Source organism: Pseudomonas sp. SC3(2021), assembly GCF_019856535.1.
In the GTDB taxonomy this organism is placed as follows: Bacteria; Pseudomonadota; Gammaproteobacteria; order Pseudomonadales; family Pseudomonadaceae; genus Aquipseudomonas; species Aquipseudomonas monsensis.
On sequence record NZ_CP082236.1, the window covers coordinates 6,155,706 to 6,170,685 of the forward strand.

11 protein-coding genes and 1 pseudogene are annotated in these 14,980 nt (G+C 60.3%); 3 read left to right on the forward strand and 9 right to left on the reverse strand.

Translation table 11 applies throughout. From position 1 onward, the window contains the following. Positions 1-6: 6 nt before the first annotated feature. From K5Y35_RS27320 to flhA, 9 genes are all read right to left on the reverse strand, one after another. A complete protein-coding gene (locus K5Y35_RS27320) occupies positions 7-747 on the reverse strand; it encodes a flagellar motor protein (RefSeq protein WP_003222929.1) in 741 nt (246 codons plus the stop codon). Further along, a complete protein-coding gene (locus K5Y35_RS27325) occupies positions 747-1,883 on the reverse strand; it encodes a chemotaxis response regulator protein-glutamate methylesterase (RefSeq protein WP_123465791.1) in 1,137 nt (378 codons plus the stop codon). The genes K5Y35_RS27320 and K5Y35_RS27325 overlap by 1 nt, the downstream gene beginning before the upstream one ends. Positions 1,884-1,932: 49 nt before the next feature. After that, entirely contained in the window at positions 1,933-4,209 is a 2,277-nt protein-coding gene (locus K5Y35_RS27330) for a chemotaxis protein CheA (protein ID WP_222833409.1), read from the reverse strand. A 36-nt stretch (positions 4,210-4,245) separates the two neighbouring features. Continuing rightward, positions 4,246-5,034: a protein phosphatase CheZ gene (locus K5Y35_RS27335; protein ID WP_095190695.1), complete on the reverse strand. Its 789-nt coding sequence runs from the start codon at positions 5,032-5,034 to the stop codon at positions 4,246-4,248. A gap of 18 nt (positions 5,035-5,052) precedes the next feature. Beyond that, positions 5,053-5,424: a chemotaxis response regulator CheY gene (locus tag K5Y35_RS27340; protein ID WP_003183998.1), complete on the reverse strand. Its 372-nt coding sequence runs from the start codon at positions 5,422-5,424 to the stop codon at positions 5,053-5,055. A gap of 167 nt (positions 5,425-5,591) precedes the next feature. Next, positions 5,592-6,332 (reverse strand): RNA polymerase sigma factor FliA, encoded by a 741-nt coding sequence (gene fliA / locus K5Y35_RS27345; protein ID WP_003222919.1) that lies wholly within the window; start codon positions 6,330-6,332, stop codon positions 5,592-5,594. After that, positions 6,329-7,159: a flagellar synthesis regulator FleN gene (gene fleN, locus K5Y35_RS27350; protein ID WP_003222917.1), complete on the reverse strand. Its 831-nt coding sequence runs from the start codon at positions 7,157-7,159 to the stop codon at positions 6,329-6,331. Before fleN ends, fliA begins: the two co-directional genes overlap by 4 nt. A 116-nt stretch (positions 7,160-7,275) precedes the next feature. Beyond that, positions 7,276-8,616 (reverse strand): flagellar biosynthesis protein FlhF, encoded by a 1,341-nt coding sequence (flhF, locus tag K5Y35_RS27355; RefSeq protein WP_123465787.1) that lies wholly within the window; start codon positions 8,614-8,616, stop codon positions 7,276-7,278. An 11-nt stretch (positions 8,617-8,627) separates the two neighbouring features. Beyond that, complete coding sequence (gene flhA / locus K5Y35_RS27360; protein ID WP_123465785.1) at positions 8,628-10,757, reverse strand: flagellar biosynthesis protein FlhA; 2,130 nt, start codon at positions 10,755-10,757, stop codon at positions 8,628-8,630. 666 nt (positions 10,758-11,423) lie between these two features. Between flhA and K5Y35_RS27365 the strand changes: the two genes are divergently transcribed. From K5Y35_RS27365 to K5Y35_RS28355, 3 genes and pseudogenes are all read left to right on the forward strand, one after another. After that, the gene (locus K5Y35_RS27365; protein ID WP_186748458.1) at positions 11,424-11,783 is read left to right on the forward strand and encodes a DUF6124 family protein; all 360 of its coding nucleotides are present in this window, start codon (positions 11,424-11,426) and stop codon (positions 11,781-11,783) included. Positions 11,784-12,252: 469 nt separating this feature from the next. Continuing rightward, positions 12,253-14,544: a hypothetical protein gene (locus K5Y35_RS27370; protein WP_222833410.1), complete on the forward strand. Its 2,292-nt coding sequence runs from the start codon at positions 12,253-12,255 to the stop codon at positions 14,542-14,544. Between the two features lie 17 nt (positions 14,545-14,561). Next, positions 14,562-14,936, forward strand: a pseudogene (locus tag K5Y35_RS28355) (hypothetical protein); the annotation flags it as partial. Positions 14,937-14,980 lie beyond the last annotated feature (44 nt).

Here is a 14,980-nt window from a genome sequence, read left to right on the forward strand (position 1 = left end):
CCCCCATCAATCCATGAAGCCCTGAAGCTTCAGCTCGATAGAGCGTGGGTTTTCACCTTCGGCGATCGACAGAATTCCTTCCAGCAACATTTCGCGATAACGCGACTGCCGCAACGCGATTGACTTGAGCTTGGCCGCCACCGGCAGCAACACCAGGTTGGCACTGGCCACACCGTAGATGGTCGCGACGAAGGCCACGGCGATGCCGCTGCCCAGTTGCGTCGGATCGGCGAGGTTGCCCATCACGTGAATCAGGCCCATCACCGCGCCGATGATACCGATGGTCGGCGCATAGCCGCCCATGCTCTCAAAGACTTTCGCCGCTTCGATATCGCGGGCTTCCTGGGTGTAGAAATCCACTTCAAGAATGCTGCGGATGGCTTCCGGCTCGGCGCCGTCGACCAGCAGTTGCAAGCCCTTGCGCGAGTAGTTGTCCGGCTCGGCATCGGCCACGCCTTCCAGGCCGAGCAGGCCTTCCTTGCGCGCAGTGAGGCTCCAGTTGACCACGCGGTCGATGCCGCCGGCCAGGTCCACGCGTGGCGGAAACAGAATCCACGCCAGGATCTGCATGGCGCGCTTGAAGGCGCTCATCGGCGATTGCAGCAACGCGGCACCGATGGTGCCACCGAGGACGATCAGCGCCGCCGGGCCGTTGGCCAGCGCGCCGAGGTGACCGCCTTCCAGGTAGTTGCCGCCGATGATGGCGACGAACGCCATGATGATCCCGATAAGGCTTAGAACATCCATCAGATACACGCCTCGACGATGTGCTTGCCGATGTCGTCCAGGCCGTAGACCGCGTCAGCCAGGTCGGCTTTGACGATGGCCATCGGCATGCCGTAGATCACGCAGCTGGCTTCGTCCTGCGCCCAGACCGAGCTGCCGCCTTGCTTGAGCAGGCGCGCGCCTTCGCGGCCGTCGGCGCCCATGCCGGTCAAGACGACCGCCAGAACTTTGTCACCGTAGGACTTGGCCGCGGAACCGAAGGTGATGTCCACGCACGGCTTGTAGTTCAGACGCTCGTCGCCCGGGAGGATTTTCACCGCGCCACGGCCGTCGATCATCATCTGCTTGCCACCCGGCGCCAGCAGCGCCAGGCCCGGACGCAGGATGTCGCCATCCTCGGCTTCCTTGACGCTGATGCGGCACAGCTTGTCCAGACGCTCGGCAAACGCCTTGGTGAACGCCGCCGGCATGTGCTGGATCAGCACGATCGGTGCCGGGAAGTTCGCCGGCAACTGGGTCAGCACCCGTTGCAGGGCAACCGGGCCACCGGTCGAAGTACCGATGGCGACCAGTTTGTAGGCTTTGCGTTTCGGTGCCGGCGACGAAGCGCTGGCGGCCGGAGCGCGCGCCGGAGCAGGCGCCGGTGCCGGGCGAGCCGGAGCACTGGTGCTGTGGCTGCTGAAGCTCGATGCCGCCGGTGCTGGCGCAGGCGTCGGTGCAGCGGCCGGAGCCGGCGCACTGTAGGCACTGAAACGACGATTACTGCGCGAGATGCTGTGGACCTTCTCGCACAGCAGTTGCTTGACCTTCTCCGGGTTACGCGAGATGTCTTCAAAATTCTTCGGCAGGAAATCCACCGCGCCGGCGTCCAGCGCATCCAGGGTTACCCGGGCGCCTTCGTGGGTCAGCGAGGAGAACATCAACACCGGGGTCGGGCAGCGCTGCATGATGTGCCGCACTGCCGTGATGCCATCCATCATCGGCATCTCGTAGTCCATGGTGATCACGTCTGGCTTGAGCGCCAGGGCCTGATCAATCGCCTCTTTACCGTTGGTTGCGGTGCCGACCACCTGAATGCTCGGATCCGCTGAAAGAATTTCCGAGACGCGGCGGCGGAAAAAACCCGAATCGTCCACCACCAGGACTTTGACTGCCATAAACACTCCATTAGGTGCAGCGGGACGTTGTCGCCCCGCTGCCCCGGATTCAAATACGCCGTGCGGCGTAACGCTTGAGCATGCTAGGAACATCGAGGATCAGCGCGATGCGGCCGTCACCGGTGATGGTGGCGCCGGACATGCCCGGAGTGCCCTGCAGCATTTTGCCCAATGGCTTGATGACCACTTCTTCCTGGCCGACCAGTTGATCGACGACGAAGCCGATCCGCTGGGTGCCCACCGAAAGGATCACCACATGGCCTTCGCGCTGCTCTTCGTGAGCGGCGGAGCTGACCAGCCAGCGCTTGAGGTAGAACAACGGCAACGCCTTGTCCCGCACGATCACCACTTCCTGGCCGTCCACCACGTTGGTGGTCGACAGGTCGAGGTGGAAGATTTCGTTGACGTTGACCAGCGGGAACGCGAACGCCTGATTGCCAAGCATCACCATCAGCGTCGGCATGATCGCCAGGGTCAGCGGCACCTTGATGACGATCTTCGAGCCCTGGCCCTTGGTCGAGTAGATGTTGATCGAACCGTTGAGCTGGGAAATCTTGGTCTTCACCACGTCCATGCCGACACCGCGGCCGGACACGTCGGAGATCTCGGTCTTGGTCGAGAAACCCGGGGCGAAGATCAGGTTGTAGCACTCGGTATCGCTCAGGCGATCGGCCGCGTCCTTGTCCATCACGCCGCGTTTTACCGCGATCGAACGCAGGACGTTCGGGTCCATGCCCTTGCCGTCGTCGGAGATCGACAACAGGATGTGGTCGCCTTCCTGCTCGGCTGCCAGCACCACGCGACCGCCACGTGCCTTGCCCGACGCTTCGCGTTCTTCCGGCGACTCGATGCCGTGGTCGACAGCGTTGCGCACCAAGTGGACCAGCGGGTCGGCCAGGGCCTCGACAAGGTTTTTGTCGAGGTCGGTTTCTTCACCCACCAGTTCCAGGTTGATCTCTTTCTTGAGCTGACGCGCGAGGTCGCGAACCAGACGCGGGAAGCGCCCGAAGACCTTCTTGATCGGCTGCATCCGGGTCTTCATCACCGCGGTCTGCAAGTCAGCCGTGACCACGTCGAGGTTCGACACGGCCTTGGACATGGCTTCGTCGCCGCTGTTGAGACCCAGGCGCACCAGGCGGTTACGCACCAGCACCAGTTCGCCGACCATGTTCATGATTTCGTCGAGACGCGCGGTGTCGACTCGCACGGTGGTCTCGGCTTCGCTCGCCGGTTTTTCCGGTGGCGGAGTTGCTGGAGCACGAGCCGGCGCCGGTGCAGCAGCGGCAGCCGGTTTTGGCGTTTCAGCTTTTGGCTCAGGCTTGGCAGCGGCCTTCGGCGCGGCGGCCGGAGCCGCTGCAGCCTTGGCGGCAGGCGCGGCGACTGTCGACGCGGAGCCGGCCGTCGCAGCGCTTGCATCGAACTTGCCTTTGCCGTGCAGCTCGTCGAGCAGCGATTCGAATTCGTGATCGCTGATCAGGTCGCTGCCGGCAGCAGCGGCTACCGGTGCGGCAGGTGCCGCCGGTGCCGAGGCGATCGCCGACTCCAGCGCTTCCACGGCGAAGTTGCCCTTGCCGTGCAACTGATCAAGCAGTGCTTCGAATTCGTCGTCGGTGATGTCCGAGCTGTCGCCCGCCGCCGGGGCCGCAGGCGCTGCCGTCGGTGCAACGGCGTCAGGTGCGAACTGGCCTTTGCCGTGCAACTGATCGAGCAGCGACTCGAACTCGGCATCGGTGATTTCATCGCTGGCGGCCGCTTCGGCAGTTTGCACCGGTGCAGCAACGACCGGGGCTTCGGCTTCGGCCTTGACGGCGTTCAGCGAGTCCAGCAGCTGTTCGAATTCGTTATCGGTGATGTCGCCCGAATCGCCGGAATCGCCTTCGACGACCAGTTCTTCGATCATCTCGGCCACCGGTGAAGCCGGGGCTTCATCGGCCGTTTGCGGCTCGGCCAGACGCGCCAGCGCGGCCAGCAGTTCCGGGGTGGCGGCGGTGATCGGGGCACGTTCACGGACTTCGCTGAACATGCTGTTCACCGCGTCCAGTGCTTCGAGCACCACGTCCATCAGTTCTGCATCAACGCGGCGTTCACCCTTGCGCAGGATGTCGAACACGTTTTCGGCGATGTGACAGCACTCCACCAGCTCGTTGAGCTGAAGGAAGCCGGCGCCCCCTTTTACAGTATGGAAACCGCGAAAAATTGCGTTGAGCAGATCTGCATCATCCGGGCGGCTTTCCAGCTCAACCAGTTGTTCGGACAGTTGCTCAAGAATCTCGCCGGCCTCAACCAGGAAATCCTGAAGGATCTCTTCATCGGCGCCGAAGCTCATTAATGGGGTGCTCCTACAGGTCTAAAAACCTAAAACTCAAAATCCAAGGCTGGATAGCAAATCGTCCACATCGTCCTGACCGGACACAACGTCTTCTCGTTTATCGGCATGAATCTGCGGACCTTCACCCTGCGAGAGATGTTTTTGTGGATCTTTTTCTGCAAGCATCGCGGCGCGGTCATGTTCGATGCCCGCAAAGCGGTCCACCTGACTGGCCATGAGCACGAGTTTGAGCAAATTGCTTTCGACTTCGGTGACCAGCTGGGTCACGCGCTTGATCACCTGACCGGTCAGGTCCTGGTAATCCTGGGCCAGCAGGATGTCGTTGAGGTTGCTCGACACCGCACGGTTGTCCGTGCTGCTGCGCGACAGAAAACCGTCGACCCGACGCGCCAGTTCGCGGAACTCTTCAGCCCCGACCTCGCGACGCATGAAGCGACCCCAATCGGTGCTCAGGGCCTGGGCTTCGTCAGCCAGGCCATTGACCACCGGGGTGGCGCTTTCCACCAGATCCATGGTGCGGTTGGCCGCGGCTTCAGTCAGCTTGACCACATAGCCCAGGCGTTCGGTGGCGTCGGTGATTTGCGACACTTCCTCGGCCTGCGGCATGTGCGGATCAATCTGGAAGTTGACGATCGCACTGTGCAGTTCGCGCGTGAGCTTGCCCACTTCCTGATACAGGCCGCGGTCACGGGTCTGATTGAGCTCATGGATCAGTTGCACAGCGTCGCCGAACCTGCCTTTTTCAAGGCTCTCGACCAGTTCGACCGCGTGTTTTTTCAGGGTCGACTCGAAATCGCCCTGTGAAGATTCGTTATGCTCCATAGCTCCCCCGCGCGTTCATCAGCCGATGCGTTCGAAAATCTTCTCGATTTTTTCTTTCAGCGCCTGAGCCGTGAAAGGTTTGACCACGTAGCCGTTCACACCGGCCTGGGCCGCTTCGATGATCTGCTCACGCTTGGCTTCTGCCGTCACCATCAGCACCGGCAGGTGCTTGAGTTTTTCATCGGCACGCACGTGGCGCAGCAGGTCGATACCGGTCATGCCCGGCATGTTCCAGTCCGTTACCAGAAAGTCGATGCTTCCGCTGTTGAGCACCGGAATGGCAGTGGTGCCATCGTCGGCCTCGACGGTGTTGGTGAACCCCAGATCACGCAGCAGGTTCTTGATGATCCGCCGCATCGTTGAGAAGTCATCAACGATGAGGATTTTCATGTTCTTGTCCAATTCGACCTCCAAGCAGTCTTAAACGCGCCCAGCACCTGGACGCGCCATTTCAATCAATCCGGCGTAGCATTCGAAGACTGTCTGGAGCACAACAGAGCAAGACCGGTGCCGTTCATCACCGCACCAGCCTCGTTCGCAGTGTCCCCACACTGCCTTCAGCGCGCTCGCCACTCCCCCAAACGCCCCCGCAAGCGGGCCGCGCACTGGCTGTGTAACTGGCTGACCCGCGACTCACTGACGCCAAGGACTTCACCGATTTCCTTGAGGTTCAGCTCTTCGTCGTAGTACAGCGCCAACACCAGTCGCTCACGCTCCGGCAAATTGGCAATCGCGTCCGCCAGTGCGGCCTGGAAACGTTCATCTTCCAGATCGCGTGACGGCTCAAGATGAGCACTGGCGCCATCCTCGTGCAGCCCTTCGTGTTCGCCGTCCTGCAACAGGTCGTCGAAACTGAACAGGCGGCTGCCCAGGGTGTCATTCAAAATCCCGTAGTAATCGTCGAGACTCAATTGGAGTTCGGCCGCAACCTCGTGATCTTTAGCATCACGGCCGGTTTTAGCTTCAATTGCCCGAATTGCGTCGCTGACCATACGGGTGTTGCGGTGAACCGAGCGTGGCGCCCAGTCCCCTTTACGGACTTCATCGAGCATCGCGCCGCGGATTCGAATGCCCGCGTACGTTTCGAAACTGGCGCCTTTGCTGGCGTCGTATTTGGTCGAGACTTCGAGCAGACCGATCATGCCGGCCTGAATCAGGTCTTCGACCTGCACACTGGCCGGCAAGCGGGCCAGCAAGTGGTAGGCAATGCGTTTGACCAGTGGCGCGTAACGCTCGATCAACTCGTATTGCGCGTCGCGTGCCGACTTCTTGTAGTAATTCATACCGCTGGCGGTCATAGCACTGGTCCTGCCGTTTGCTGCACGAGGCGCTCGACGAAAAATTCCAGGTGGCCGCGCGGGTTCGCCGGCAACGGCCAGGTGTCGACTTTCTGGGCGATGGCCTTGAACGCCAGGGCGCACTTGGAACGCGGAAAGGCTTCATAGACCGCACGCTGCTTCTGCACCGCCTTACGCACGCTTTCGTCGTAAGGCACAGCGCCGACGTATTGTAGGGCCACGTCAAGGAAGCGATCCGTGACCTTGGTCAACTTGGCGAACAGGTTGCGCCCTTCCTGCGGGCTCTGGGCCATGTTGGCCAGCACGCGGAAGCGGTTCATGCCGTAATCGCGGTTGAGCAGTTTGATCAGCGCGTAGGCGTCGGTAATGGACGTCGGCTCGTCGCAGACCACCAGCAACACTTCCTGCGCGGCGCGTACAAAACTGACTACCGAGTCACCAATACCCGCAGCGGTGTCGATCACCAGCACGTCGAGATTGTCGCCGATGTCGCTGAACGCCTGAATCAGGCCGGCGTGCTGCGCCGGGCTCAGGTGCACCATGCTCTGGGTGCCGGAAGCGGCCGGCACGATGCGGATCCCGCCGGGGCCCTGCAACAGGACGTCGCGCAGCTCGCAGCGGCCTTCGATCACGTCGGCCAAAGTACGTTTGGGGGTCAGTCCCAGCAGAACGTCGACGTTCGCCAGCCCCAGGTCGGCGTCCAGCAGCATGACCCGACGGCCAAGCTCTGCCAGCGCCAGAGACAAGTTCACTGACACGTTAGTCTTGCCGACGCCACCTTTGCCGCCGGTCACCGCGATCACCTGTACGGGATGCATGCTGCCCATGTTATTTCTTTACCTTGTCTTGCATAGACGGAGGCCACATTACTGGCTGCGCGTTCACAACCGGAACAATGCATGGCAGACCATCGATGTAGGTACAAAAACTGTTCATGAATACCTCAGCCTACCTGCTTGGTCGGGCTGTGATAGATATCAGCGAACATGTCAGCCATGGCTTCTTCGCTGGGTTCTTCCTGCATTTGCACGCTGACGGCGCGGCTGACCAGTTGATGACGGCGCGGCAGATGCAGATCATCCGGAATCCGTGGGCCATCGGTCAGGTACGCGACCGGCAATTCATGACTGATCGCCAGGCTCAACACTTCGCCAAGGCTGGCCGTTTCATCCAGTTTAGTCAGGATGCACCCGGCAAGCCCGCAACGCTTGTAACTGTGATAAGCAGCGGTTAGAACCTGTTTCTGGCTGGTGGTTGCCAGCACCAGATAATTTTTTGAACGGATACCGCGCCCGGCCAGACTTTCCAGCTGCATGCGCAGGGCCGGATCACTGGCTTGCAGGCCGGCAGTATCAATCAGCACCACGCGTTTGCGCAGCAACGGATCCAGCGCCTGCACCAGCGACTGGCCCGGATCGACGTGCGTCACCGGCACATTGAGAATCCGCCCGAGGGTCTTGAGCTGTTCCTGTGCACCGATGCGGAAGCTGTCCATGCTCACCAGCGCCACGTTGTGCGCGCCGTATTTGAGCACATAACGCGCGGCCAGTTTGGCCAGAGTGGTGGTCTTGCCCATGCCGGCCGGGCCGACCATGGCAATCACCCCGCCCTCTTCCAGCGGCTCGACTTCCGGCACGGCAATCATCCGCGCCAGATGCGCGAGCAACATGCGCCAGGCCTGACGCGGCTCTTCGATATCGGTGATCATCGACAGCAGATCGCGCGACAGCGGGCCGGACAGGCCGATGCGCTGCAGACGGCGATACAGATTGGCCTGCGCCGGGCGGCTGCCTTGCAGCTGATTCCAGGCCAGGGTGCCAAGCTGCACTTCCATCAGTTCGCGCAGGCTGTTCAATTCGAAGCGCATCGAGTCCAGCGCACGCGGGTCGACACCGCCGGAGGACTGCGCAGGGGCCGGGGCCGGACGCGCCGGAGCGGCGTAGGCCGGCTCGCTCAACGGTTCGGCAGCAGTCAGCGGCAGGCCGGCCGTCAACGGCAGCCCGGCGAACAACTGGCGATTGGTATTGCCGTCGGCTTCGCCACGCAGGCTCAGTTCGGCCTGGGCGGTGACGATGCGCGATTGGGTCTTGCGCAGCTCGTCTTCGAGTTCCATGTTCGGAACCCGAGGCGCCAGCGCCGACAATTTGTAATCCAGCGCCGCCGTCAGCTCGACGCCGCCGGCAATGCGGCGGTTGCCAATGATGGCGGCATCAGCGCCCAGCTCATCACGAACCAGCTTCATGGCCTGACGCATATCGGCGGCGAAAAAACGCTTAACTTGCATAAACCACTACCTCAGCCGTTGGGCCCTACTGTCGCAACGATGGTCACTTGCTTGTTGTCCGGAATTTCCTGGTAGGCCAGCACGTGCAATCCAGGGACTGCCAGGCGACCAAAGCGCGAGAGCATCGCGCGTATCGGGCCGGCTACCAAGAGGATCACCGGCTGACCTTGCATTTCCTGACGCTGCGCCGCTTCGATCAACGAACGCTGCAGCTTCTCGGCCATGCTCGGCTCCAGCAAAACGCCCTCTTCCGAGCCTTGTCCTGCCTTCTGCAGACTATTGAGCAATATTTGTTCCAACCTTGGCTCCAGGGTGATCACAGGCAGCTCGGATTCAGTGCCTACAATGCTTTGGACGATGGCGCGAGAAACGCCAACCCGGACCGCAGCCACCAATGCGGCGGTATCTTGACTCTTGGCAGCGTTGTTGGCGATGGCTTCGGCGATGCTGCGGATATCGCGCACCGGCACGTGTTCGGCCAACAGCGCCTGCAGCACCTTGAGCAGTTGCGACAGCGACACCACACCCGGCACCAGCTCCTCAGCCAGTTTCGGCGAGCTTTTGGCCAGCAATTGCATGAGTTGCTGCACTTCTTCGTGGCCGATCAGCTCACTGGAGTGCTTGTACAGAATCTGGTTCAAGTGAGTCGCGACCACGGTACTGGCATCGACCACGGTGTAACCGAGCGATTGTGCCTGCGCACGCTGGCTGATCTCGATCCACACCGCCTCCAGGCCAAAAGCCGGATCTTTGGCGTTGATCCCGTTGAGCGTGCCGTAGACCTGCCCCGGGTTGATCGCCAGTTCGCGATCGGGATAGATCTCGGCTTCGGCGAGGATCACACCCATCAGGGTCAGGCGATAAGCGCTCGGGGCCAGGTCGAGGTTGTCGCGAATGTGCACGGTCGGCATCAGGAAGCCCAGATCCTGCGAGAGCTTCTTGCGCACGCCCTTGATTCGCGCCAGCAATTGCCCACCCTGATTGCGGTCGACCAGCGGAATCAGGCGATAGCCGACTTCCAGGCCGATCATGTCGATCGGTGTCACGTCGTCCCAGCCCAGCTCTTTGGTTTCCATGGCGCGGGCCGGCGACGGCAGCAGTTCCTGCTGGCGCTTGACCTCTTGCAGAGCCTGCACCTTGGCGACGTTCTGCTTCTTCCAGAACAGGTACGCGCCACCGGCAGCCAGCGCGGCCATGCTCAGGAACGAGAAATGCGGCATGCCCGGCACCAGGCCCATGACCGCCATCAGGCCCGCCGCCACCGCCAGCGCTTTGGGCGAGGCGAACATCTGACGATTGATCTGCTTGCCCATGTCTTCCGAACCGGAAGCACGGGTCACCATGATCGCCGCCGCTGTCGATAACAACAGTGATGGCAATTGCGCCACCAAACCGTCACCGATGGTCAGCAAGGCGTAAACCTTGCCGGCGTCGGCAAAACTCATGTTGTGCTGGAAGATACCAACGGCCATGCCGCCGATCAGGTTGATGAACAGAATCAGCAGGCCGGCGATGGCGTCACCCCGGACGAACTTGCTGGCACCGTCCATCGAACCGTAGAACTCGGCTTCCTGAGCAACTTCGGAACGCCGGGCCTTGGCCTGGTTCTGGTCGATCAGGCCGGCGTTGAGGTCGGCGTCGATCGCCATTTGTTTGCCGGGCATTGCGTCGAGGGTGAAGCGTGCGCTCACCTCGGAAATCCGCCCGGCACCCTTCGTCACCACGACGAAGTTGATGATCATGAGGATCGCGAACACCACGATACCGACCACGTAGTTACCGCCGATCACCACCTCACCGAAGGCCTGGATCACCTTGCCGGCGGCGGCGTGGCCGTCCTGACCGTGGAGCATCACCACCCGCGTCGACGCCACGTTCAGCGCCAGCCGCAGCAGCGTCGCCACCAGCAGAATGGTCGGGAACACCGCGAAATCCAGCGGCCGCAATGCATAGACGCAGACCAGCAGGACGACGATCGACAGGGCAATGTTGAAGGTGAAGAACACGTCGAGCAGGAACGGCGGCACCGGCAACATCATCATCGCCAGCATGACCAGCAGCAACAATGGCACGCCCAGATTGCCTCGACTGAGGTCGGCAACATTCGAGCGAGCAGTGTTGAATAACTGAGAGCGATCCACCGGTTTTCCCCGTTCCTTTAAAGCAAACTTTTGACGCCCAGAGCGGGCTCACGGCGGGTACTGCAAGAAGCTTTCCAACTTTTGCGATTGATTGAAACAGAGAGGGAGGTGTACGCGACCCATGTAGGCCTTCGCCTGCTCGCGATGAGGATTCTTCCAGTCAATACATTCAAACCAGACAGACCGCTATCGCGAGCAGGCGAAGGCCTACAGGGGACCGCATTCCAGATGTCAGATTGAAATGCAATCCAAATGTGGGAGCGAGCTTGCTCGCGAAGGGGCCCTTATGTTCGGCGCAAATTTCTTCATTAAACGAAGATGTTTAAAAGACACCTTCAGACACGTCTTACAGGCTACAAATTCTTGCGCCATTGCCTACAGCTACGCCAGAATCCGCCGGCTTGTGCGCTTTGGGGTCGGGTTCTATTGTGGTCCGGTCGCTGACGAATCAGCGATCGGGTTTAGCGACTCGGACTACCTCAGTGCATCAGCGTTCATGGCTTCGTTGTGGGACTCTTCGCCCGCAATTACGTTATGGCGGCTGTATGCGGGAGACCTTTGGGTCTACCGGGGTGCCTGAGACCGGTTCGCTAACCTGCGTACAGCTGCCACCTTCATCTGTTTAGCGACAGAGGAAAGTGGCTCCATAACCTCAGGAGCTTCACCATGATCAAACCAACACCCAACCCGCCCGAAACCGACGCCACCTCCCCCTACGAATCCCTCGACTCAAAAAAACTCCACGAAGCCGCCGACCGCGCCCTCGATCACTACCTCTGCCCGCCCGGCTCCACCCCACTGCCACGCAGAAGCCGCGGGATGTACGCCGTCACCGCCGACTTCAAAAACGAGGAACTGCTGGTCGATGCCAGCGACACACTCGCTTCAGCCAGAACCATCGCCCATGACGCCGCCGCCCTGTTGCCGGTAGCGCAGCGCCGGACGCTGCTGGGGATTGCGCAACTGATCATGCTGAGTGAGCTGGCGGTGAACCGCGCGCTGGATAATCTGCAATTGCCCCAATAGCAGGGATCTGTGACAAGGACTGAGCAAGGCGTTGTGGCCGCTGACGCCATCGCGGGCAAGCCCGCTCCCACAGGTTCTGCGTGTAAATACAGGTTTGTGAGCAACACTGCCCCCTGTGGGAGCGGGCTTGCCCGCGATGGCGGCCTCACAGCCAGCACAAGTCTTAATGCATAAAAAAACCGCCGCCCCGTTCAACCGGGACGGCGGTTTTCTTGTTTCATCACAGCACACTCAGAAATCGCGCCGTAAATCCGGCGGAATCGGCAAACCTTCCCGCTGTTTAATACAAAACATCGCAGCCCTCACCGGCTTTTGCAGAAATCAGGGAGCCGCCAAAGGCAGCGATCTTGTGCTTTTCAAGCGCCACCCCACCTGCCACTCGTCGCCACCTGTCAGATCTGACAGGTGCGCTTTCCCCCGCAAAGCGCTCTGATAACTCCTGCCCGCCCACCGACCAGGAGCCGTAAACATGGCCACAGCCAAATCCAGCGACAACACCATATTGGCGCTATTCCCTCCTCACGCTCCAGACGCCACCACCCCGGTGGTCGGTGCTGTCTATGGTGTGCCCAAGCATGTCTACGACCTCAAGCCCATGGGCCTGACCATCGTCGTCGATCCGCCGCCAGACGACTTGCTGGAAGAAGGCGATGTCATTCGGCTGCGGCTCAACGGCGCCGATACCGAAGCCACAAAAACCGTCCTGGCTGGCGAAGAAAATTCCCGTCACACCCTGTACCTGCCCAAGGGCCTGCTGCTGACCGATCGCGTCAATACCCTCGTTTACACCATCACCCGCATCAGCCAGAACAAAGGCACCTCCACGCCGGAGCTGACCCTGCTGTACAACACCATCCGCCCCGGCATCGAGGACCGCTCGCCCGGCGATAGCGCCCATTCGGAACTGCAACTGATCCTGCCCCAGGACGTGCTCGACGACGGCATCGACGCCGACCGCGCCAAACAGGGCGTGCAAGTGTGTTTCGCCTACCCTTACTGCCGCGCCTACGACCAGATCCGATTGAACTGCAACGGCCAGGATGTCACGCACACCGTGACCGCCGCCGAGGCTCCGCCCACTCCCTCGGCCGAGCCGACCAGGGTCTGCTTGATGGTCGAGGAAGCGGTGTTCCTGAGCGCCGGGGATACCCCGAAGTTCATCTTTTCCTACACCGTCACCGACCAGCTCGGCAACGGACCGGACACCGATTCGCCCTATTCCGGCACGGTGGAGGTCGATGTGCATCTTCGGGAAACCCGCCTGGCCGCCCCCGATCTGGCCGAGGATCCGGACGATCCGACCGACGATCCGAGCACCATCGATCTGGACAAACTCGCCGGCAAGGACCTGACCGTATTGGTCCAGACCTTTGCTCCGTTGTGGCAACCCAACGATAAAATCCGCGTGAGCTACAGCGCCACCTCGTCGAACGGCACCGTTACCCTGCACAGCGTGGAACAGGACGTCGTGCGGATCCCGTTCACCTACAAACTGATGGTGCCCAACGCCAAAGTGATCGCCGGCAGTGTGGTGCGGGCGAAGTACGAATTGCTGAGAAATGGCAACGTCTTCGCCACTTCGAAAAATGCCGTGGCCGAAGTCATCGGTTCAGAGGTTATCGAGTTGTTGCCGCCAGTACTGCTGAAACCAGCGGTGAGCCCGATCGACGCGCTGGCCTATCCGCAAGGCGTGACCATCCGGGTCGAATATCTGGGCGCTCTGCCAGGCGACAAAGCGCGGCTGGTGGAAGTTAACCCCCCCGCAGGTGCACCAGGGTTTCCATTGGTGGAATTCAACGCCAATAAACGCACCAACACCCTGTTGAGCCAGGCTTTTCTGATCGCACGACAAGGCAAGCCCCTGATGTTTCGCTGGCACCTGAATCGCAATAACGCAGAGGTTGCCCAATCGCATGAGCTGAACCTGAGCGTGTCGAAGATTAACGAGGGCGATACGCGTTTGCCGACGCCGCTCATTGATGGCAAGACCGGCAATGAACTCGACATTCTGCTGTTGCTGCCCACCGCCCAGCTTACCGTTGCGGCATGGCCGCACGTCGAAGGTGAGCGACTGTGGTTGCAATACGAGGGCAAGGACAATCAGGACCAGACCGTGACCTTCGACGACCTTCGCGGTGAAGTGGGCGTGGGTGCATCAGGCTTGAGCCGGACGGTGCCGCTGGACTGGTTGAAAGACTTGAAAGATGGCAGTGAGTTGAAAGTGACGCTCAAGGTTAATTTTGATGGGGTGGCGAATGCGGCGACGGCGGTTGGGTTTCCTCGGCGCATTTACACCGTCAGCACCGTGGAGGATGTGAAACCGACAATCGACTCAATCAAAGGCTTACCACCGAGCAACATCGAAATCCCGGACAACGGCTACACAGTAGAAACTTCAGTGATTCTCATCGGTATAGCCGCAAGGGGCCAACAAGTTGATGTAGTGGATGGTGACGAATCTAAAGGTGAGCCCTTCGCAAGTCCGACAGATGGAGAATGGAGGCTGACTGTTACAGATCTGGACTTGGGCAGTCACAGTTTTACTGCCAAAGCGCTGTACGGCTCTGGCGCATCGTCGCCGGCCAGAACACTGACAGTAGCGCCACCATTCGTTATAGATACATCGACAATGCTCATCAACAGCGTTTCCGTAAAATACAACTGGCCAACCACCGGGCTTGAATCAATAGGTAACTCAAAAACAAGAACCCCACCGGCGGACTTGAACCGTACAGCTACGAGTCTAGCAATACAGCTGTAGCCACTGTTTCGAATCAGGGCGAAGTTAAACGCCTGAAAAACGGCAACGTCACCATTACGGTGTACGACGCCGTTAGAAATTCTGTGAGCTATCCGGTCAGGCTGGAAAATGTGTGGCAAATGCACGTAAAAAATGTGGGTGCAGTAAATTTTGATGGGGCAGTGGCGTGGATGAACAGCCTCGGCGCCTCGCCAATGACGCAAGAAGCAGTCAATGATTTCTTACGCGTCTACCAGACTCCCTATACCTTCTTTGGGCAGAACGCCTGGTGGTGCACAACCGCTGGATGTTCCGGAAACGCTGCACTTCTTTTTGATCCATCCCCCCGCATTTCTCGATGTGAAAATAAAGGAGGTCCAAACGGGGCTTGGGCATTGAAGCCATTCAACTAGGGAGCTGAACGGAGCCAAACCACATTTTCCCGTTTTTTAGTGCA

Excerpts from the sequence above, each read along its gene's own strand:
- K5Y35_RS27320 (WP_003222929.1), bottom strand. The coding sequence starts at position 747 with ATGGATGTTCTAAGCCTTATCGGGATCATCATGGCGTTCGTCGCCATC.
- K5Y35_RS27325 (WP_123465791.1), bottom strand. The coding sequence starts at position 1,883 with ATGGCAGTCAAAGTCCTGGTGGTGGACGATTCGGGTTTTTTCCGCCGC.
- K5Y35_RS27330 (WP_222833409.1), bottom strand. The coding sequence starts at position 4,209 with ATGAGCTTCGGCGCCGATGAAGAGATCCTTCAGGATTTCCTGGTTGAG.
- K5Y35_RS27335 (WP_095190695.1), bottom strand. The coding sequence starts at position 5,034 with ATGGAGCATAACGAATCTTCACAGGGCGATTTCGAGTCGACCCTGAAA.
- K5Y35_RS27340 (WP_003183998.1), bottom strand. The coding sequence starts at position 5,424 with ATGAAAATCCTCATCGTTGATGACTTCTCAACGATGCGGCGGATCATC.
- fliA (WP_003222919.1), bottom strand. The coding sequence starts at position 6,332 with ATGACCGCCAGCGGTATGAATTACTACAAGAAGTCGGCACGCGACGCG.
- fleN (WP_003222917.1), bottom strand. The coding sequence starts at position 7,159 with ATGGGCAGCATGCATCCCGTACAGGTGATCGCGGTGACCGGCGGCAAA.
- flhF (WP_123465787.1), bottom strand. The coding sequence starts at position 8,616 with ATGCAAGTTAAGCGTTTTTTCGCCGCCGATATGCGTCAGGCCATGAAG.
- K5Y35_RS27365 (WP_186748458.1), top strand. The coding sequence starts at position 11,424 with ATGATCAAACCAACACCCAACCCGCCCGAAACCGACGCCACCTCCCCC.
- K5Y35_RS27370 (WP_222833410.1), top strand. The coding sequence starts at position 12,253 with ATGGCCACAGCCAAATCCAGCGACAACACCATATTGGCGCTATTCCCT.